This is a genomic window from Actimicrobium antarcticum, from assembly GCF_039536745.1.
GTDB classification, from domain to species: Bacteria; Pseudomonadota; Gammaproteobacteria; order Burkholderiales; family Burkholderiaceae_D; genus Actimicrobium; species Actimicrobium antarcticum.
In genome coordinates this window covers 92,601-113,442 of record NZ_BAAAZE010000005.1, presented here as the reverse complement: position 1 = coordinate 113,442, position 20,842 = coordinate 92,601, and the positions used below count along the sequence as shown (strand labels likewise).

The window sequence follows — 20,842 nt, the reverse complement described above, 5'->3', positions numbered from 1 at the left end:
TGAGCAGGCACGCATGGTCCCGATGAAGGGCCCGTGCGTGCGAGTATCGCTGCCGCAGCGTGATCCCATGGCGCAGCAATGCCGCAGGAAGCTGCAGGATAAATCCGTGCGACCGAACACTTCTGTGGTACACACAACCACATGCCCCAACCACTTACCTACATCGCCACGCCTGCGCAAACCATCAGCGCACTCAAAGCCAGTTGTGCCAACTGCAGCATGCACCAGCTCTGCCTGCCGATGGGTCTCGACGAAGGTGACATCAACCGTCTCGACCAGATCATCGGGCGCCGCCGGCGCATCTTGCGCGACGAGCGCCTTTACAAGATGGATGATCCGTTCCGCAACCTGTACGCGATCCGCTTCGGCCATTTCAAGACATTCCAGATCAATGCCGGTGGTGAAACGCACATCACCGGTTTCCAGATGGCGGGCGAGTTGCTGGGCATGGACGCCATCAGCGCTGACCGCCACCACTGCGATGCCGTCGCACTCGAAGACAGTGAAGTCTGCGAGATTCCGTTTAGCCGACTGGAAGAATTATTCGGCGAAATTCCGCGGCTGCTGCATCACTTCCACCGCATCATGAGCCAGGAAATCATGCGCGAGCAAAACGTCATGCTCCTGCTCGGGAACATGCGTGCAGAGCAGCGTTTTGCGGCGTTCCTGGTGAACCTGTCGTCGCGCTATGCGGCGCGTGGTTATTCGCCGACCAGCTTCCAGTTGCGCATGTCACGCGAAGACATCGGCAACTATCTGGGACTGACGATCGAAAGCATCAGCAGGCTGCTGTCGCGTTTCAAAAAGCAGGGCTGGATGGAAGTCGACAAGCGCGAGGTGCGCTTGCTCGATTCGACCATACTCAAGGCGCTGGCGGCGGGTACAGAGAATTGCACGCCGATGTAAATTGGCTGCCTTTGCGTAGGCGGCGCAGTTGACTTTCATGCCAGGCCGGTCTGGCGGATTCGACGGCACCGCCCTCGGCTGGCTATGTCACACCATCCACTCAAAACGGCGACGTCCGGTCATTCGGCACATGCGACAGGTAATACGTCAGCATGCTGGCGAGCGAACAGAACAACCAGAAAAAGAAGAACCCGATGGTGTAGCAGGCGGTCACCGGCAGGTCGGTGTCGAGTGTCAGCCGCAGTAACTCGACCGGATCGAACAGCGAAAAAAACAGCCCCGTCGCCGCAATCGCTGCCAGAAAAGCGGGCCATAGTATGGTCATCAAAAGTCGCAACATGGTCTCTTCTTTCTCAATCCGCCGCAGGCACATCGGCTTTGATGCTGACAGCCAGCTGCTCGGGCCATTTCCATTCGCCGTTCAGGCGCCAGTTGCGCTGCTCGCTTTCGATCAGCACTTGCCAGACCGCCCGATCCAGCATCGGTAGCGCGATACTGAACTGCCCGCGCGCGTCCAGCGGCGCGACCAGGTGGATATCTTTTTCCGGTAGCGTCGGATGATTCAGGCGCACGCGGACGTTGCCTGTCACTGGCCCGCTGAGGCCGACCACCTTGCCGGTGAGCTGGCCGCTGGCGACGTCGTAACGGCCGTTGAAGGACAGGCCGAGCGACGTCGCGATACGGTCACGACGCAGGTCCTGATTGATCGCCTTGCCCTGGTTGTAGTAGTCATCGACCACCAGCGCATCCTGGCGTGTCACCGCCAGCCAGATCGTGACCGAGCCGGCGATGATCACCAGGAACGGCCCCAGCATCAGCAGCCAGGGCCAGCGGTGGGTGTACCAGGGTGTGGTGTCGCGGGACGGTGCCGACTTGATTGCGTGTGATTGCATTGCGTACTCCAGTAAGTGTTCGAGATGCCAGGCTGCATACATTTCGGCCTGTTACTTTCCAACGTTTAATCCCGATCGTCTTCGTGCGGTACAAAGAACACCGCTTTTTCGGTGACTTCAATATCTGCACCATCCGTTGCTTTCAGAGTGAACTTGATCTTGTTCGAGCCGTGCTTGCCCTCGCCATGATCGACGCGCACCCGGACCGGCACAGCGCGTGCGCCGGTTCCTTCCATCACCAGGGTGTCCGGTGATACCAGCGCAATGCTGTCGATGCCCGACACCGAAATCTTGTAGTGATGGCTTTCTTCCTGGGTGTTCATGATTTGCAGGCGATAGACATTTTCGATCATGCCGTCTTCGACCTCCTGGCCCATCGCGCCACGGTCACGGATCACATCCATCTTGAGCGGCGTACGCAGGGCCAGCGAAACCACGAACGCCGTCACGATGAGCAACAGGATACCGGTGTAGATCAGCACCCGGGGTCGCAGCACGCGCGCCCGCATTTGCCCGATCGACCAGCGGCTGGCGATTGCGTGATCGGTCGAATAGCGGATCAGGCCGGCCGGCAGGTCGATCTTTGCCATCACCGAATTGCAGGCGTCGATGCAGGCGGCGCAACCGATGCATTCATACTGCAAGCCGTCGCGAATATCGATTCCGGTCGGGCAGACCTGCACGCACATCGAGCAATCGATGCAGTCGCCGGTGGTCTTGGTGGTGACGCTGGCATTGGCTGCAACAACGGCAGCCGTTGCAGCAGCAGTGGCGGTTGCGGTTGCAGTTGCCACCACCTTCGCAGCAGCACCCTTCTTGCCCAGCGGACCACGTGGTTCGCCGCGCTCGGTGTCATACGTCACGATCAGCGTGTCCTTGTCGAACATCGAACTCTGGAAGCGTGCATACGGACACATGTACTTGCAGACCTGCTCGCGCATCCAGCCGGCATTGCCATAGGTAGCCAGCGCATAGAACAGAATCCAGAACCATTCCCACGGACCCAGTCCAAGGCTGCTGACTTCACCGATGAGCGTATGAATCGGCGTGAAGTAACCGACAAAGGTCAACCCGGTCCACAGCGCGACGGTGCCCCAGGCCAGGTGCTTGGCCGTTTTGCGCCAGAGCTTGTCGATCCCCCACGGTTGCTTGTCGAGCCGCATGCGGGCGCTGCGAGTGCCTTCGATCTTGCGTTCGATCCACATGAAAATTTCGGTGTAGACCGTTTGCGGACAGGCGAAACCGCACCAGACCCGACCTGCCACCGCGGTTACCAGGAACAGCGCGTAAGCAGAAATAATCAGTAATACCGCCAGATAAATAAAATCCTGCGGCCATAGGACAATGCCAAAAATGTAGAACTTCCGTGCACCCAGATCGAACAGCAAGGCCTGCCGTCCGTTCCACTGCAACCAGGGCAATCCGTAAAACACCAGTTGCGTCAGCCACACGCACAGCCAGCGCAAGGTGGCATAGCGCCCCTTCACTTCACGCGGATAAATTTCCTCGCGCGCTGCGTACATTTTGATGACTGCAACTTCGGGGTTACTCATAAGCGCCAACTTTGTCCTGAAAAAATCCGGATGTGCCCGGCATGCCACCGCGCGCACATCCGCCGACTTGCGCGACCACACCGGTTTCCGGCGTGGCCGCGCAGCGTTTTATTTCGCGGCTTGCACCGCAGGGTCGTTCGACAAACTCCAGATATACGCCGCCAGCACATGCACTTTGGCTTCGCCAAGGAAGTCCTTGAAGGCCGGCATCACGTTGTTGCGACCCTTGCGGATGGTTTCCATGATGGTGTCGGCACTGCCGCCGTAGAGCCAGATCTTGTCGGTCAGGTTCGGAGCACCGAGAGCCGGATTGCCTTTGGCATCGGCACCATGACAGGCTGCGCAGACCATGAACTTCGGCTTGCCGAGTACGCGCTTGATCGGGTCAGAGTTCGCACCCGACAGACTCAATACGTACTGCGCGACATTCTCGACATCCTGGTCGGTACCGAGTGCCGCGCCCATCGGTGGCATCTGGCCATTGCGACCGTGCAGCAGCGTGGTCTTGATGGTTTCCGGATCGCCACCGTACAGCCAATCCTTGTCGGTCAGATTCGGAAAACCCTTGCTGCCGCGTGCGGCCGAGCCATGGCATTGCGAGCAATACGTCAGGAACAGGCGCTCGCCGATGGCGTGGGCTTGCGGGTCGGCGGCGACCACTTTCAGGTCCTGCTTCAGATAGCCGGCAAACAGCGGGCCGTATTCAGCGTCGGCCTGCTTGAGTTCTTCGGTGTACTGGCCGGTCGAGGTCCAGCCGAGCTTGCCGGCGTAGGTACCCAGTCCCGGATACAGGTACAGGTAGACCAGGCCAAACACGATGGTGATATAGAACAGCCACATCCACCAGCGCGGCATCGGCGTATTCAATTCGGTCAGGTCTTCATCCCAGACGTGGCCGGTGGTTTCCACCGAGCCGTCCGAACCCGGCTTGACAACGACCTTGTGCTGCGACTGCGCCCACAGCAGCAAGGCGCATCCGAAGACGCCCAGCAAAGTCAGGACGGTGATGAAAATATTCCAGAAACCGCTAGTAAAGTCAGCCATGCTTTTTCTCCGAATTCGGTACCGCAATGCGGTCGTCGTCGCCATCGCCGTCGTCCGCAAACGGCAGGTTTGCCGCTGTATCGAAGTCCGCACTGCGCTTGAGGCCAAAGGTCCACCAGAGGATGCCGACAAAGGTGGCCAGGCTGACCACCGTCATGACGCTGCTGGCGTCCGTAAAAATGTAGGCGATTGCCATGATCAGTTCCTTGTCTTGATCAAGATGCCCAACCCTTGCAGGTAGGCGATCAGTGCATCCTGTTCGGTCTTGCCGGCCAGGGTGGCGGGTGCGTCTTTGACTTCCTGGTCCGAGTACGGCGTACCGAGGCGCTGCAGTGCACGCATCTTCGGCATCACCTCGTCCGGCACCAGCGCGGTGGTCGCCAGCCATGGATAACCCGGCATGTTCGATTCCGGCACCAGATCACGCGGATTATTCAGATGGGTGCTGTGCCAGGCATCGCTGTAGCGTGCACCGACCCGGGCCAGGTCGGGACCGGTCCGCTTCGAACCCCACTGGAACGGACGGTCGTAGACGAATTCGCCGGCCACCGAATAATGGCCATAGCGTTCGGTTTCGGCACGCAACGGCCGGATCATTTGCGAGTGGCAGTTGTAGCAGCCTTCGCGCACATAAATGTCGCGACCGACCAGCCGCAATGCCGAGTACGGTTTGAGCCCGGTAATCGGCTCGGTGGTCGACTTCTGAAAAAACAGCGGCACGATTTCGACCAGCCCGCCGATGCTGATGACGACCAGCACCAGTGCGATCAGCAACCAGGGATTTCTTTCAATCCACGCATGGGAAAATTTCATTGAGTACTCCTGATCAGGCGTGTGTAGGTAACAAGGCAGGGATGCGTGCGTCCACCGCGACGCCATCGCGCATCGTCATGAAGGTGTTGTAGGCCATCATCACCATGCCGGAGAAGTACAGGAAGCCGCCACTGACCCGGATCACGTAGTACGGATAGGTAGCCTTGACGCCTTCCACAAAGCTGTAGGTCAGCGTGCCGTCGGCATTGACTGCGCGCCACATCAGGCCCTGCATCACACCGGCAATCCACATCGACGAGATGTACAGCACGACACCGATGGTGGCGACCCAGAAGTGGGTATCGACCAGACGGGTGCTCCACATCGCGGTCTTGCCGGACAGGCGCGGAATCAGGTAATAGATCGATCCCATCGTGATGAAGCCAACCCAGCCCAGCGCGCCGGAGTGGACATGCGCAATCGTCCAGTCGGTGTAGTGCGACAGCGAATTGATGGTCTTGATGGACATCATCGGACCTTCGAAGGTCGACATGCCGTAGAACGAGAGCGACACGATCATGAACTTCAGGATCGGGTCCGAACGCAATTTGTGCCAGGCGCCGGACAGCGTCATGATGCCGTTGATCATCCCGCCCCACGATGGTGCCAGCAGGATCAGCGAGAACACCACGGCCAGCGATTGGGTCCAGTCAGGCAAGGCGGTGTAATGCAGGTGATGCGGACCGGCCCACATGTAGGTAAAGATCAGCGCCCAGAAGTGGACGATCGACAGGCGATACGAATACACCGGCCGCTCGGCCTGTTTCGGAATGAAGTAATAGACCATGCCCAGATAACCGGCTGTCAGGATGAAACCCACCGCATTATGGCCATACCACCACTGGATCATGGCGTCCTGCACGCCCGAATAGGCGGAATAGGATTTCATGAACGAGGCAGGCATGCTGGCACCGTTGACGATATGCAGGATGGCGACGGCCAGGATGAAGGCACCGAAAAACCAGTTGGCGACATAGATGTGCTTGACCTTGCGCTTGATCAGCGTGCCGAAAAACACCACGGCATACGCGACCCAGACCACGGTGATCAGCAGCGCGATCGGCCATTCCAGCTCGGCATATTCCTTGCCACGCGTGAAGCCCATCGGCAGCGAGATCGTGGCGCAGACCAGCACCAGCTGCCAGCCCCAGAACGTGAACGCAGCGAGCTTGTCGGAGAACAGCCGCACCTGACAGGTACGCTGCACGACGTAATACGAGGTAGCAAACAAACCGCAGATACCGAACGCAAAAATCACCGCGTTGGTATGCAATGGTCGCAGCCGGCCGTAGCTCAGCCACGGCGTATCGAAGTTCAGCGCCGGCCAGGCCAGCTGTGCGGCAATGAGGACACCGACCAGCATGCCGATCACTCCCCACACCACGGTTGCGATCGTGAACTGCTTGACGACCTTGTAGTTGTAATTCAGTTCTGTTCCCACTAACGCTCTCCCGAGATAACCACGATGATGTGGCTGAGAGTAAGAGTCTGGGAGGCAAAAATCCTTGATGTGAATCAAATTGGCAAGAGTGGGGGGCGGTGGCTTGTCCGGGCGGGATGCCAGCGCTGCGATCGTTCAATCGCGAGCCAGGCGGGTGCTGCGGCACGCGCCGATCGGTGAGCGAAAAAAATCCACGCGCCGCACGGCACGTGGATGAACCCATTCATCAGTTGGGAGGGGAGACTTGATGCACTTTGCAGCAGTTGCTGCTTGCTGAACGGGCTAACGATAAATCCCGGCAGACCGATCGGCCCGGTCACTTACAAACGCTTACGGGCGTTGGCAGTTCTGTAGAAATCGGCAAGCTATTGTCGAGTGCGGTCGCAGACCTTGCGGCGCTGTGCCTGTTGGCTTGGGCTGCGGGCTGCGGGCTGCGGGCTGCGGTAGCTAAAACGGGTTGCGCTCCGTGGAGCCAAGCCGGGTGCGGCCCGGCAGGTCGTAGGTTGGGCTGCGAAGCCCAACATGCGTCAGGTTGCTTTGCGGGTCGCCACGACGCGCGATCTGCGGTCTGCGATAGCTAAAACGGGTTGCGCTCCGTGGCGCCAAGCCGGGTGCGGCCCGGCAGCCGGTCACTTCTTTTTGCTTCGCCAAAATGAAGTAACCAAGAAAAAGGCGACCGCTAGACCGCTGCCCTGCGGGTTCCCAAATACCGTGCCCGGTCAGGGGGAGGGCCGCAAACTCGCTACGCTCAGACAGTGCGGCCCTCTTGTCCCCTGCCCGGACACGGTATTTGGCAGCGGCCTTTTATGCGGAATTCAATGTCAACACCAAGCCCAGCCTTGATGATTGATTGATGGCCAGGCTCGCTTTGCGCGAGAAAGATGGCTTGTAAAAGCCTTGTAGGTTTTGGTTTTGACGTTGGTTTTGACGTTGGTTTTGACGTTGGTTTTGAACTCGATGTCGATCACGACGAGGAAGTTTTCTCGCGCAATGCGAGCCCGACCATCGATCAATTACCAAGGCTGGGCTTGGTCTTGACCTTGAATTCCGCATAAAAAGATCGCTGCCAAAAACCGGGTACGGCAAGAGGATCAGAAGCCCGCACTGTCTGAGGTGTAGCAGGGGTTTCGGATCGCATGCGATCCGCCTGCGGAACGGGATCCGCTTGCAAGCGGATCTGCGCCCTGCAAGGGCAGCGAGTTTGCGGGCTTCCCTCTTGCCGTACCCGGTTTTTGGGAACCCGAAGGGCAGCGGTCTTGCGGTCGCCTTTTTCTTGGTTACTTCATTTTGGCGAAGCAAAAAGAAGTGACCGGCTGCCGGGCCGCCCCCGGCTTGCATCAACGGAGCAAAAACCGTTTTAGCTACCGCAGACCGCCGACCGCGCGTCGCGGCGACCCGCAAAGCAACCTGACGCATGTTGGGCTTCGCAGCCCAACCTACAAAACAGCGAAGCAAAAAGAAGTGACCGGCCGCCGGGCCGCCCCCGGCTTGCATCAACGGAGCGCAACCGCTTTAGCCACCGCAGGCCGCTAGCCACCGGCCATCGCCACCACCTGCCCATCAACCAACTCAATAATCCGATCACACTGATGCGCCAGCGCCAGGTTATGGGTCACCAGCAAAAACGTCGTACCACTACTCGCGCTGACCTCGCGCATCAGCGCAAACACACTGTCAGCCGACTTCGTATCCAGGTTGCCGGTCGGTTCATCCGCCAGGATCAGCGGCGGAGACATCGCCAGCGAGCGCGCAATCGCGACGCGCTGTTGCTGACCGCCCGACATGTCGGACGCGAGATGATCACGCCACTTCGCCAGCCCGACCCGATCGAGCAGGCCACGCGCCACCTCGCGCATTGCCGCATCCGGCCGGCCGCGTTCCAGCAGCATCGGCATCATGACGTTTTCCAGCGCGGTGAACGCCGAGATCAGGTAATGCGACTGGAACACGAAGCCGATGCTGTGGCCGCGCAGCCTGGTCAGTTGGGCGTCATCCAGTGCAGTGGTGTCGGTGCCATTGATGGTGAGCGTGCCGCTGGTGGGTCGATCGAGCAGGCCGATGAGGTTGAGCAGTGTACTTTTGCCGGAACCGGACGGGCCGATCAACGCGGCAAATTCGCCTTTCTCCAGTACCAGGTCGATGCCGTGCAGGATTTCGGTTTCGGTCGGTTTGCCCACGCCATAGGATTTGCGAATGCCCGCAAGCCGCAATACGTCGTCAGCCACGAATCGCCTCCACCGGTTGCATGCGCGCTGCCCGCAGCGCCGGTGTGACTGCTGCAGCCAGTCCGGTCAATGTCGCCAGCAGCGCTGCCATCAGGAACAGTTGCAGGCTCACCGTGATGATGAACATCGGCGTGCCATCCGGATTCTTCGCGACCAGTCGCCACAGGGTCAGCAAGCCAGCCGCCATCAGCGAGCCGAGCACGGAACCCAGCAGGCCGACGATGCCGCCCTGGATCAGGAAGATGCGCATGACCTGACCGCGCGAGCCACCCATCGCACGCAGGATGCCGATCTCCTTCGAGCGCTGCACCACCGAGACCACCAGCACGCTGGCGATACCGGCTGCGACCGACAGGCCGACGAACAGGCGGATCATCTGGCTGGAGTATTTCTGCGCATTCAGGCCCAGAAAAAACTGGTTGTTGGTGGCAATCCAGCTCAGTGCCTGCAAGCCGGTTTCACTGGCAATCGATTGCGCCACCAGTTCGGCATCGAACGGCACGCGCACGGTCAGGTCGATCGTCGAGACGCCGCCGATCAGCCCTGTCAGGTTTTGTGCGGTCGAGAGCAGGACATACGCATTGCGCTGGTTGGCGGCCCGGCTGCCGAGGTCGAACAGGCCGGCGATGGTCAGGGTGAGGTTGCCGCCGGACGCCGTGGTCACGCGCAATTTATCGCCGAGTTGCACGCCCAGGTCGTCGGCCAACTGGATGCCGATCAGCATGTCGGCATTGGTCATGCGGTACGAGCCGGCCGTGATCTTGTCGGGCAGCGGGACGATCTTGATGTATTGCTCGGGATCGATGCCGATCAGCGAGATGGCCTGACTGGCATCGCCGCGCAACACAAATGCCGGGCCGGTCACTGATGGCGAGACCGCCATCACATCGGGCCGCTGCTGCATGTCGTCGCGCACTTTTTGCCACTGGTCGATCGAGCTCACGCGTTGCGACGGCTTTTGTTGCGCCATCAGGATGTCGCCGCCGGCGCTTCGGGTACGTTGCGGTTGCGCGACCTGTTGCGGACGTTGCAGGACGATATGCGGTTGCGAACTCAGCACCCGCTTGAACAGGTTCGCCTGCAAACCATCCAGCAATGCCGACATGAACACGATCACCGCCACGCCAATGGCGGCGCCGACAATGATGAAGATCGACTGCAAGCGCCCTTCCCGCAAAAAGCGTATTGCGGCGATCCATTCGAACGGCAGCAGGCCGTTCACTTGATGCCCGCCATCGCTACCGGACGCACCCGGTCGCCATCCTCGACGGTTGCCAGCAATCCGGACAACACCTGTTCGCCGGCCTGCAGGCCCGCCAGGATTTCGACCTTGCCCGCACCGCGGATGCCGGTCTGCACGACCTGCCGTACTGCCCGGCCGTTGCGCACGACGATGACCCAGGGTTGCGCGCCCGTCATGTCACGCACCGCAGCCGTCGGCGCCACCAGCGTGGCAGTGCGGCGCGCGACGTCGATATCGACCGAGACCGTCATGTCCTGACGCAGCCAGTCCGGTGGCGCGGCCACATCCAGCTTGACCGCCACCGAACCACGCTGCGGGTCGACCGACGGATTGAGGTAGGCCACGGTGGCAGTGAACCGGCGCGCCGGATAGGCATCCGCGGCGGCCAGCGCGGCTTGCCCGAGGCGCACCGTGGCCAGATTGCGTTCATCGATTTGCACCACCAGCTGGGTCTTGCCGACCGGCGACAGGACCATCAGCACTTTGCCCGGCTGAACCACATCGCCGGGTTCGACGTTGCGTGCGATCAGAGTGCCGGCGGTCGGCGCCGTGATGGCGGTGTAGCCGAGTTTTGCCTGCGCCACCCGCAAGCTGGCCTCGGCCTGCTGCAGCGCGGTGCTGGCCAGCAGCATGTCGCTGCCGTCGTTGCGACTGGTCGCGACCTGCAACTGCGCGGTACGCAACTGGCTCTGTGCAACATCGAGACTGCGTTGTGCATCATCGAGCTGGGCCTGACCGACAAAGCCCCTGGCTTGCAACGCGCGGGTGCGGGCAAACTGGCGCTGCGTCGTGGTCAGCGTGGCTTCGGCCTGACGCGACGCCTGCAACGCTACCGGCAACGCCAGTTCACGGATCTGGCGCAGGCGGGCGCGGGCTTGCGCGACACTGGCCTGCGCTTGCTCGACGCTGGCACTGGCTTCGCTGTGTTCGAGGGTGATCAGGCGCTGGCCGGCGCTGACCGACTGGCCTTCCGCCACCGGAATCGCGGCCACCGTACCGGTGACCTGACTGCCGATATCGACGCGCAGGGGTGACTCGACCCGGCCACTGGCGACCACGGTCTGGACCACGTCGCTGCGTTCGACCAGCGCCACCGGCACTTCCGGACCGTTCCACCAACGCCATGCGCCCCAGCCGCCAGCGAGCACGGCCAGTACCATGCCTGCGACCAGCCAGCGGCGCTCAATCAGGCGAGTCAGGAAGTCGGGCATGGGTCTGGTTCGATCCGCGCGTAGGCGCATGGGGGGTGCCGGTATTTTCCGGCGATTCGGGATCGGCGACAGCGGGTGTGGGTGCAGCTACGCTGCTGTCATCGTCCTGCAAAATGCGCCAGCCGGGGCCGACCAGATCATCGAACTGGCCATTGTCGGAAGCGCCAAAAAAAACCCAGATCGCCAGAAACACGACCAGGATACTCAGCGGCACGAGCAGGTACAGAGCTTCCATGATCAGCCTGCGCTGGCGACAGGCAGCGGTCGAATTGCCGTACCGTCGTCTTGCGTGGAAACGGGCAGTCGCACCGCACGCCGCAACCGCAATGCATTCAGGACCACCACCGCCGAACTGACCGACATGCCGATACCGGTCATCCACGGATTGAGCCAGCCCAGCGCTGCTGCCGGAATCGCGATCACGTTGTAGAGCGTTGCCCACCACAGGTTTTGTCGGATCACGGCCAGCGTTTGCGCGGCGGTCACGTCGACTTCGGACAGCGACGCGAGCACCCCGGACAGCAGCACGCAATCGGCATGCAATTGCGCCAGCGCGGTGCCGCCGCCCATCGCAAACGACACGTCGGCGGCGCTCAGTACCGCAGCATCATTGATGCCATCACCCACCATCGCCACAATGGCACCGTCGCGCTGCAGGGCTTGCACGTAGGCCAGCTTCTGGTCCGGCAGCGACTCGCCGAGCGCGGTGGCGATACCGAGTTCGTCGGCCACCGTTTGCGTGACCGTTTGCTGGTCGCCACTGAGCAGGATCACGGTCCTGCCGCTGGCCTGGAAATAGCGGATCACGTCGCGTGCATCAGTGCGCAATCCATCAGCCAGGTCGAAGCGCGCCAGCCAGCCGTTGCTGCTGCCCAGATAGACCGGGGTGACTTCGGCAGGCGCCAGGTCGGTCGGTGCGGTACCGACCAGTTCTGCGACGAAAGCGGCGGAGCCCAGCCGGTATTGCAGCCCGTCGATGGTGGCTTCGAGGCCGCGCCCGGCGTCATGGCGTACCGCATCGACGGCCAGTTCCACGATGCCCGCCACGCCATCGGCCGCCGCGACGATCGCCAGGCCGAGCGGATGCGCGCTGGATTTTTCCAGCGTCGCGGCCAGTTGCAGGCACCAGTCGCGCGACCGACCGCCCAGCGTTTCCAGATGGCGCAGCACCGGTTTGCCGGCGGTCAGCGTGCCGGTCTTGTCGAAGATGATGTGGGTGGCGCGATGCAGGGTTTCGAGTACATGCGGACGGACGATCAGGATGCCGCGCCGCACCAGCCGGTCGGTGGCTGCGGCCAGCGCGGTCGGCGTGGCCAGCGACAGCGCGCACGGACACGACACCACCAGCACCGCAATCGCAATCGGCCAGGCCCGCGACGAATCGACCCATTGCCAAAAACAGAACACCACCAGCGCAAACAGCAACAGCGCACCGACGAACCAGGCCGCAACGCGGTCGGCCCACAGCGCCAGTTGCGGCTTGCCCTGCCCGGCCCGTTCGATCAGCTTGACCAGGATCGACAGGGTGCTGTCACGCGCGGCCTGCGTCACGCGCACCACGATCGGCTGGGTGGCATTGACCGCGCCACCCGGCAAGCGTGCGCCGACATCGCGGTGCAAGGCCCGGCTTTCGCCGGTCAGCAACGACAGGTCGACCGCGCTGTCGCCTTCGAGGATGATGCCGTCGGCGGCTATCGCTTCGCCAGGACGCACCAGAATCACATCGCCTTCGCGCAACTGGCTGGCCGCCATCAGCATCAGCGTGCGATCGTCCGGATAACCGGGCATGGCCCAGGCCGAGGCCGGCAACGCGTGTTGCAGGGTATTGAGCGCGGACGCGGCCTTGCGCCGCGCCGCCAGTTCCAGATAGCGGCTGCACAGCAACAGAAAAATGAACATCGTGATCGAATCGAAATACACCTCGCCGGTGCCGCGCACGGTGGCGACCACGCTACCGATGAACGCTGCACCGATGCCCAGCGCGACCGGCACATCCATGCCGAGCGTGCGGCTCTTCAGGTTGACCCAGGCACCGCGAAAGAACGGTTGTGCCGAATACAGCAGCGCCGGCAGGGTCAGCAGCAGGCTGGCCCACTGCATCAGGCTGCCGATATCGGCGTCCATCGAGCCGGCGTCGGCCATGTAAGTTGGCAGCACATACATCATGACCTGCATCATCGACAGGCCGGCAATGAACAACTGGCGAAACAGCGTCTTGCGCGCCCGGTCGAGTTGCGCACCATGCCGCACCGGATCGTACGGATAAGCGATGTAGCCGATTTCGCGCAGGCTGGTCAGGATGTCGCTGGGCTTGCAGCGCTGCCGGTCCCAGCTGACCTGCAGGCGTTCGGTGGTGGCATTCATGTTGACGGCCTGCACCCCGGGCAGGCGTGCCAGACGGCGTTCGATCAGCCAGACGCAGGCAGCGCAGCGAATGCCGTCGACCAGAAAGATCGCGTCGGCGCTGCTGGCGTCGGCACCAGTGTCGTCCTGCAGGTAAGGCAAGTCGTACAGCTTCAGCTCGGGCGGAATCAGACCATCCTGTGTCGCGGTCGCCGCAAAACCTTCGCGGCTGCGGTAGTAGTCACTGAAGCCATTGTCGACGATGCTTTGCGCCACGGCAGCACATCCGGGACAGCACATCGGCTGCACGACGGCATCGACGGTGACTTGCCAGTGGCTGCCCGGCGGCACCGGCAGGTTGCAATGAAAACAGCTGCTCATGACGCCATCGGTGTCAGGCACAGCGCATCGAGCCAGCTGGTCGGCATGCCGCGGCTGGCACGCAGCAGGCCGAGCAAGCCGAAACCCAGCACCAGCACGCCACTGGCCACGCGCACGCCGTGGCGCTGCATGACACCACGCAGCTGCGCACCGAGCAGCCCCATCGTCAGCAACGTCGGCAAGGTGCCGAGTCCGAACGCCAGCATCACGCTGGCACCCGACCAGGCCGAACCGGTCATCATCGCCGTGAGCAGGACGCTGTAGACCATGCCGCACGGCAGCCAGCCCCAGACTCCACCCATGGCCAGCATTTTCAGCGGACTGTCGAGCGGCAGCAGATGCCTGGTCAGCGGCTGGATGGCTCTCCACAAGCCCTGGCCCAGCGCTTCCACACGCGTCAGCCCGCGCCACGCCCCCATCAGATACAGGCCCAGCAGCACCAGCATCAGGTTGGCCAGCCAGTAACCGCCCGCCTGAAAAGCCGATACACCCGACAGCGTGCGCGCGCCATTGGCGACGCCGCCAGCAATGGCGCCGGCCAGCATGTAACTGCCAATCCGGCCGGTGTTATAGGCAAGCACGCGCAGCAGGCGATCGGAGCTGGCGGCCAATGAGGGCGCTGACACGGTGGCTGAGACGGTGGCTGACACCACTGCCACCGGGAATTTTCGTACCGGCATCGGCGCCACCGACAACGCGCCCACGATCCCGCCACACATGCCGACGCAATGGACGCTGCCCAGCAGGCCAATCAACACTATCGGAAGCAGGCTCAACAAGGTCATCGGGTCAGATTGTTTTGGAATAACGCAGCGGATCGGGACCGGCACTCAGGTAGCGGTCGAACACCATGCAGATATTTCGGATCAGCAAACGGCCTTTCGGACTGACGCTGCACCACGCGTCATCGATGGTCAGCAAACCGTCTTGCGCCAGCATCCGCAACTGCGCCAGCTCGGCCGCAAAGTAGGTCGCGAAGGTGATCGGATAGGCCTGCTCGATGGCCGAAATCGACATCTCGAAATTGCACATCAAGGTCTGGATGATAGCGCGCCGCAGCGTGTCGTCCATGGTCAGCTTGATGCCACGTGCGATCGGCAGTTCATGCTTGTCGAGATGCTCGTAATAGGCGTCCAGCGTCTTGACGTTTTGGCTATAGGTTGCCGCCACCGAACTGATCGCCGAGACACCGCACGACACCAGGTCCAGCTCGGCATGGGTCGAATAACCCTGGAAGTTGCGATGCAGCCGTCCCTGTGCCTGCGCAATGGCGAGGTCATCGGTTGGCCGCGCAAAATGGTCCATGCCGATGTACACGTAACCGGCTTCGGTGAGGCGACGGATGCACAGCGAGAGCATGTCGAGCTTGGTCTCGCCGCTGGGCATGTCGGCGTCGAGGATGCGCCGCTGCGGCTTGAACACATGTGGCAGATGGGCGTAGTTGTAGATGGCGATCCGGTCCGGGCTGGCAGCAATCACCTTGGCCAGTGTCTGCGCCATCGTGATGACGTTCTGCTTCGGCAGGCCATAGATCAGGTCGATGCTCACCGAGCGGAATTTGGCATCACGCGCGGCCTGGATGACGGCCAGCGTCTGGCTTTCCGGTTGCATCCGGTTGACGGCTTTTTGCACGTCCGGATCAAAATCCTGCACCCCCAGGCTGATGCGGTTGAAGCCCTGCCCGCGCAACGTGAAGACGCGCTCGCGCGTGACGGTGCGCGGATCGACTTCGATGGAGTATTCGCCGATATCGTCGGGAGCGAACTTGAACCAGCGTCGCAGGTGCGCCAGCAGTTCACCCATCTGCGCATCCGTAAAGTAGGTCGGCGTGCCGCCACCCAGATGCAACTGCTCGACCTGATTCATGTCGGCAAACAGCTGCCCCTGAATGTCGATTTCGCGTTTCAGGTAGCTCAGGTAGACAGCGGCTTTCTCGGTTTTTTTGGTGACGATCTTGTTGCAGGCGCAGTAGTAGCAGACCGTATCGCAGAACGGAATATGCATGTAGAGCGAGAGTGGCTTGCGGCTGCCCCGGGTGCGCAGGCCGGCCACGGCTTGCAGATAATCACGGTAGCGGAAGGATTCGGTAAAACGGTCCGCGGTCGGGTAGGACGTATAGCGCGGACCCTGCTGCCTGAATGTTGAAATCAGGGCGGCATCGAATTCGACCGAGGGAACCACCGACACCGGAATTGCGGACACCACCATGTTTATCTCCTGCTGCCATTCACGCCGAGGCTTGGAACGTGACTTGATGCAACGGAGTGTAGGGATGCGGACCTGACAAAACTTTGACTCACATCAAAAACGGCCAACACCATTCGCTGGTGGAAAGATTTTCCGATGCCTTCGGCTGTGCTTCGGCTGTACTGCGGCCGCCCCTGACAGCGCAATCCGGTTTTTGATCTGAATCAAGTGAAAACACCAATGACCATGTCACGATGCGATTTAAATTCCCCAGGGAAATATTATTCACCTCGGCAGGGCTGCATGGCAGTACCTCCTGAAAGGAACCACGTCATGCGCACCAACCTCCCGATCAGCAATCACGAATACCTGCTGCGTGACGGCCAGCATCTGGTATCGAAGACCGACACCAAGGGTCGCATCACCTATGCCAATGCCGACTTCATCGACGTCAGCGGCTACACCGAAGACGAATTACTGGGTGCGCCGCATAACATCCTGCGTCATCCGTCGATGCCGCCGGAAGCCTTTGCCGACATGTGGCAGACGCTGAAAGCCGGCATTCCGTGGACCGGCATGGTCAAGAACCGGCGCAAGACAGGCGACCATTACTGGGTACTGGCCAATGTCACGCCGGTCATCGACGGCGGCCAGATCGTCGCGTATCTGTCGGTGCGCAGCAAGCTGGCGCGGGACCAGATCGAGGCGACCGAACTACTCTATCGCAGCATGATGGATGGTTCGGCAAAAGGCATCGCCATCCATCGGGGCGACGTGGTGCGCACCGACTGGATCGGCAAACTGGTCGCGTCGGCGACACTGTCACTGCCCGTGCGGCTCGGTCTGGGCATGGGACTGCCGTGCCTGCTGCTGCTCGTGATCGGTGCGACCCTGCTGTCGGGAACCGCAGGCAATCTGGCCGGATGGCTGGGTGGCGCCATCGCACTCGCGGTGCTGCTCAACCTGATCCTGTGGCGCACGCTGCACGTCCAGCTGATCCGGCCGATCAGGGACGCCACCACCATCGCCCGCGCGCTGGCCGGCGGCGACATGTGCCGCCAATTCGATACCGCTGCCACTGACGACATGGGGCAATTGATGCGGGCGCTGCAACAGATGAACGTCAACCTGCAGGCGACCATTGGCGATGTGCGCGTCAGTGTCGCATCGATCACGCTGGCGACGACCGACATCGTCTCGGGCAATAGGGATTTGTCGGGACGCACCGAATCGCAAGCCTCCAGCCTGGAACAGACCGCTGCGAGCATGGAGCAATTTGGCGCCACCGTAAAACAGAATGCCGACAACGCCGTGCAGGCCAACCAGTTCGCGGCATCGGCGGCGGCGGTGGCCGTTGCGGGCGGCGAACTGGTCACCAGGGTGGTGACGACCATGGGCGAGATCAGCACCTCGGCGCACCGGATTGCCGACATCATCGGATTGATCGACGGGATCGCCTTCCAGACCAATATCCTGGCGCTGAATGCGGCCGTCGAAGCAGCGCGCGCCGGAGAGCAGGGGCGCGGTTTTGCGGTCGTGGCGGGGGAAGTACGTCATCTGGCCCAGCGCTCGGCGGCGGCCGCGAAGGAGATCAAGCAACTGATCGGCGAGTCGGCCGACCGGGTTCATCTGGGCACCGCCCTGGTCAACCAGACCGGCAGCACCATGACAGACATCGTCGCCTCGGTGCTGCGCGTGACGGGCATCATGCAGGATATGTCGACCGCCTCGCGCGAACAGCATAGCGGCATCGACCAGGTCAACCAGGCCATCACGCATCTCGATGAAACCACCCAGCAGAATGCGGCGCTGGTGGAACAGGCCACCAACGCCGCCAGCAGCCTGGACGATCAGGCGCGGCGCTTGTCACGGACGGTGTCGGTATTCCGGCTGAGCGGGCAGAGCGAAGCGGCACCTGCGATCAGGTACGCGGCAAGGCGTGCTTGAGCGAATTGACTTGCGATGCTGGATTGTTCACAGCATTTTTTGGGATTGAATTTATCAAGAGGGCGAGGGATTGCTTGTCAGCGCAAGCATCTCGTGCCTGTCAGGCTTACCGGGCTCATTGAACTACGGCACCAACAAAAGCCGCATCACCGCATCATTGACAGAGTTCAACACAGTCGCCTGATTGAATGGCTTGAGTATGAATCCGCTGGCGCCGCTGGCGAGACACTCCTTGATCGTGGTCGCGCCACGTTCTCCGCTCACCATCAGGACGATCATTTTCGGATGCGCGCTCTTGATCTGCTTGAGCACATCGATACCACTACCATCCGGCAGCACGATGTCGAGACAAACAAGGTCAGGAACCAGCCTGATTGCCTGCTCGTATCCGTTTGTGGCATTGCTCGCCTCCCCCGCAACTTCGTGGCCCGCAGCGACGAAGGTTGTTCGTAACAACATGCGGGTCATTTCGTTGTCGTCGATGATGACTACTTTCATCCTGCATCTCCTGCTGCTAGCGAAGCTGAGTTCTGGTGAGCCGTATAGTTGCACACCATTTCACTCCACGCCAGTTGGTCTATCCAGAGAAGTAACCAAAAAAGAGAAGATCAACAAATCACGCAAGCAACATCGCTACACGCTAAACGGCTGCCCTGCCATTGTTTGACCAATGGCCGGGCAGCCGCATGCTACAAGGCTGGCTCGAACAGTTAAGTAAAGCAAACTGTTCCTGTTATCGCGATAACACGCGCAACGCCGGTTTTTGCTGCAACTGTGGCCGCACCAGCGGACGATGCAGGCGCTCCGGCGCGACATTGCTGACAGCGGGCGACTGGTGGACCAGCTTGAACACCGTCAAGGTCTGCTGCACCTTGAGCGTCTGATCCTGCAAGCTACCTGCTGCGGCTGCCGCCTGCTCCACCAGTGCCGCGTTTTGCTGGGTCACTTCATCCATCTGCGTCACGGCATCATTGACCTGCCCGATCCCGGCACTTTGCTCGCGCGACGCTGCCGCGATCTCGGCCATGATGCTGCTGACCCGATCGACCGAAGCAATGATCTCGCGCATGGTGCTACCGGCATGTTCGGCCAGCGTGGTGCCGGTACCGATTTTTTCGACCGAGACATCGATGAGATGCTTGATTTCCTTGGCTGCGCCGGCACTGCGTTGCGCCAGATTGCGCACCTCGGAGGCGACCACCGCAAAACCGCGCCCCTGTTCGCCGGCGCGAGCGGCTTCGACGGCGGCGTTCAATGCCAGGATGTTGGTCTGGAAGGCGATGCCTTCGATGATACCGATGATGTCGACGATTTTTTTGGACGAGTCACTGATCTCGCCCATGGTGGACACTACCTGCGTGACAATATGGCCGCCCTTGCCTGCCACCACCGACGCATCGCTGGCCATGGTGTTGGCCTGGGTGGCGTTACCGGTATTTTGCTGCACCGTCGAGGCCAGTTCTTCCATGCTGGACGCGGTTTGTTCGAGCGCAGAGGCCTGCGATTCGGTACGACCTGACAGGTCCATGTTGCCGGTGGCGATCTCGCGGGTGGACAGTCCGATCTGCGCGAAATTGCTGCGTACATCGCCAACGATCGAGTGCAGGTTCACCCGCAACTGGCGCAACGAACGCAGCAACTGGCCGGCATCGTCGCGGCGACTGGTCGTGATCTCGTGGGTCAGGTCGCCACCCGCCATGATCTGGGTTGCCAATAGCGCCTGCTTCAACGGCGCAATCACGCACTGGTGCAGCGAGTACCAGAAATACAGCGCAGCAATCACGGCCAGTACCGACAGACTGCTAATCCAGGTCCGGGTAGCGCCACCGATGATACCATCGAACACCGTTTGTACCACCGTCAACGCCACCAGCATGGCGCACAGGAAAGCCATGTTCCAGCCGATCCGTTGTCCCAGCGAGATATCCTTCAAGGTCGCTATCCTGGCAAGCACACCAGTGTGCACCACGGCGCCCTGACGCAGAGCGATCCGGTCCGGGTTGCCATTTTTCAGTTTCTGGTACAGCGTAATCGCGTCGTTGATTTGCTGGCGCGTTGGCTTGGTGCGTACCGACATGTAGCCGGCAGGACGACCGTTTTCCATCACCGGTGTGACATTGGCAAAGACCCAGTAGAAGTCGCCGTTCTTGCAGCGGTTCTTGACCATGCCGGTCCACGGCAAGCCACTCTTGATGGTCGCCCACAGATCGGCATAGGCTTCCACGGGCATGTCGGGATGGCGCACGATATTTTGCGGAGCGCCGATGAGTTCCTGTTCCGTGAAGCCACTGACCTCGATAAAGTACGGATTGACGTAGGTGATATTGCCTTGCTGGTCAGTGGTAGAGACGATGGTTTCCGTGCTGCGGAGCTCGTACTCGGTATTGGTGACCGGGGTGTTCATGCGCATGGCGGATCTCTTTGAGTGAGTTGGACGTCGGAGACACAGAGTCGACACAAATGTGCCCGATGCAGCCTGCCTTGTCAGACAGGAAGCGCACCATCACGAAGCACATTGATCTGCAGTGTATTAACGGCCAGTCACACAAACTTTGATCTAGATCAAACCCAATAAAATACTGCAAGGAAACTGTTTTTCCACTTCGATGCCTTACCAGTAGTTCAGCAATGACCTCAGCATGTGCCTGACTTCTG

General features: G+C 61.0%; 18 protein-coding genes and 1 pseudogene. 3 read left to right on the top strand and 16 right to left on the bottom strand.

Annotation, left to right across the window (positions count from 1 at the left end; all coding sequences use genetic code 11):
• Positions 1-141 precede the first annotated feature (141 nt).
• Positions 142-906 (top strand): fumarate/nitrate reduction transcriptional regulator Fnr, encoded by a 765-nt coding sequence (gene fnr, locus ABD720_RS03400; protein ID WP_344761817.1) that lies wholly within the window; start codon positions 142-144, stop codon positions 904-906.
• Between the two features lie 100 nt (positions 907-1,006).
• Here fnr and ABD720_RS03395 read toward each other — a convergent pair whose 3' ends face one another.
• The 7 genes from ABD720_RS03395 to ccoN all read right to left on the bottom strand — a co-directional run bounded on the left by ABD720_RS03395 (position 1,007) and on the right by ccoN (position 6,650).
• A complete protein-coding gene (locus ABD720_RS03395) occupies positions 1,007-1,246 on the bottom strand; it encodes a hypothetical protein (RefSeq protein ID WP_344761816.1) in 240 nt (79 codons plus the stop codon).
• Positions 1,247-1,259: 13 nt separating this feature from the next.
• Positions 1,260-1,799 (bottom strand): FixH family protein, encoded by a 540-nt coding sequence (locus ABD720_RS03390; RefSeq protein ID WP_344761815.1) that lies wholly within the window; start codon positions 1,797-1,799, stop codon positions 1,260-1,262.
• 65 nt (positions 1,800-1,864) lie between these two features.
• Positions 1,865-3,352, bottom strand: coding sequence for a cytochrome c oxidase accessory protein CcoG (gene ccoG / locus ABD720_RS03385; protein WP_344761814.1), 1,488 nt, complete (start codon positions 3,350-3,352; stop codon positions 1,865-1,867).
• A gap of 108 nt (positions 3,353-3,460) precedes the next feature.
• Complete coding sequence (gene ccoP, locus ABD720_RS03380; protein WP_344761811.1) at positions 3,461-4,396, bottom strand: cytochrome-c oxidase, cbb3-type subunit III; 936 nt, start codon at positions 4,394-4,396, stop codon at positions 3,461-3,463.
• A complete protein-coding gene (locus tag ABD720_RS03375; protein WP_344761810.1) occupies positions 4,389-4,592 on the bottom strand; it encodes a cbb3-type cytochrome oxidase subunit 3 in 204 nt (67 codons plus the stop codon). The genes ccoP and ABD720_RS03375 overlap by 8 nt, the downstream gene beginning before the upstream one ends.
• A 2-nt stretch (positions 4,593-4,594) precedes the next feature.
• Positions 4,595-5,209, bottom strand: a complete 615-nt coding sequence (gene ccoO / locus ABD720_RS03370; RefSeq protein ID WP_344761809.1) for a cytochrome-c oxidase, cbb3-type subunit II — start codon at positions 5,207-5,209, stop codon at positions 4,595-4,597.
• Positions 5,210-5,222: 13 nt separating this feature from the next.
• On the bottom strand, positions 5,223-6,650 hold the full coding sequence (ccoN, locus tag ABD720_RS03365; protein WP_344761808.1) for a cytochrome-c oxidase, cbb3-type subunit I: 1,428 nt from the start codon (positions 6,648-6,650) through the stop codon (positions 5,223-5,225).
• An 881-nt stretch (positions 6,651-7,531) separates the two neighbouring features.
• Between ccoN and ABD720_RS03360 the strand changes: the two genes are divergently transcribed.
• Positions 7,532-7,705: a hypothetical protein gene (locus ABD720_RS03360; RefSeq protein ID WP_344761807.1), complete on the top strand. Its 174-nt coding sequence runs from the start codon at positions 7,532-7,534 to the stop codon at positions 7,703-7,705.
• Between the two features lie 474 nt (positions 7,706-8,179).
• Here ABD720_RS03360 and ABD720_RS03355 read toward each other — a convergent pair whose 3' ends face one another.
• The 7 genes and pseudogenes from ABD720_RS03355 to hemN form a co-directional block, all read right to left on the bottom strand.
• Positions 8,180-8,875: an ABC transporter ATP-binding protein gene (locus tag ABD720_RS03355; RefSeq protein WP_344761806.1), complete on the bottom strand. Its 696-nt coding sequence runs from the start codon at positions 8,873-8,875 to the stop codon at positions 8,180-8,182.
• Positions 8,868-10,097 (bottom strand): FtsX-like permease family protein, encoded by a 1,230-nt coding sequence (locus ABD720_RS03350; RefSeq protein ID WP_344761805.1) that lies wholly within the window; start codon positions 10,095-10,097, stop codon positions 8,868-8,870. Before ABD720_RS03350 ends, ABD720_RS03355 begins: the two co-directional genes overlap by 8 nt.
• Positions 10,094-11,329, bottom strand: a complete 1,236-nt coding sequence (locus ABD720_RS03345; RefSeq protein WP_344761804.1) for an efflux RND transporter periplasmic adaptor subunit — start codon at positions 11,327-11,329, stop codon at positions 10,094-10,096. Before ABD720_RS03345 ends, ABD720_RS03350 begins: the two co-directional genes overlap by 4 nt.
• Before the next feature lie 85 nt (positions 11,330-11,414).
• Positions 11,415-11,564 (bottom strand): annotated as a pseudogene (ccoS, locus tag ABD720_RS03340) (cbb3-type cytochrome oxidase assembly protein CcoS); the annotation flags it as partial.
• Positions 11,565-11,566: 2 nt separating this feature from the next.
• Positions 11,567-14,053, bottom strand: a complete 2,487-nt coding sequence (locus tag ABD720_RS03335; RefSeq protein WP_344761803.1) for a heavy metal translocating P-type ATPase — start codon at positions 14,051-14,053, stop codon at positions 11,567-11,569.
• The gene (locus ABD720_RS03330) at positions 14,050-14,838 is read right to left on the bottom strand and encodes a sulfite exporter TauE/SafE family protein (protein WP_344761802.1); all 789 of its coding nucleotides are present in this window, start codon (positions 14,836-14,838) and stop codon (positions 14,050-14,052) included. The genes ABD720_RS03335 and ABD720_RS03330 overlap by 4 nt, the downstream gene beginning before the upstream one ends.
• Before the next feature lie 4 nt (positions 14,839-14,842).
• The gene (hemN, locus tag ABD720_RS03325) at positions 14,843-16,261 is read right to left on the bottom strand and encodes an oxygen-independent coproporphyrinogen III oxidase (protein ID WP_344761801.1); all 1,419 of its coding nucleotides are present in this window, start codon (positions 16,259-16,261) and stop codon (positions 14,843-14,845) included.
• Positions 16,262-16,573: 312 nt separating this feature from the next.
• On the opposite strand from hemN, the gene ABD720_RS03320 reads away from it, so the two are divergent.
• Positions 16,574-18,187, top strand: coding sequence for a methyl-accepting chemotaxis protein (locus ABD720_RS03320; protein ID WP_344761800.1), 1,614 nt, complete (start codon positions 16,574-16,576; stop codon positions 18,185-18,187).
• 123 nt (positions 18,188-18,310) lie between these two features.
• Here ABD720_RS03320 and ABD720_RS03315 read toward each other — a convergent pair whose 3' ends face one another.
• A complete protein-coding gene (locus ABD720_RS03315; protein ID WP_344761799.1) occupies positions 18,311-18,685 on the bottom strand; it encodes a response regulator in 375 nt (124 codons plus the stop codon).
• A 235-nt stretch (positions 18,686-18,920) separates the two neighbouring features.
• Positions 18,921-20,597, bottom strand: a complete 1,677-nt coding sequence (locus tag ABD720_RS03310) for a methyl-accepting chemotaxis protein (RefSeq protein ID WP_344761798.1) — start codon at positions 20,595-20,597, stop codon at positions 18,921-18,923.
• Positions 20,598-20,842 lie beyond the last annotated feature (245 nt).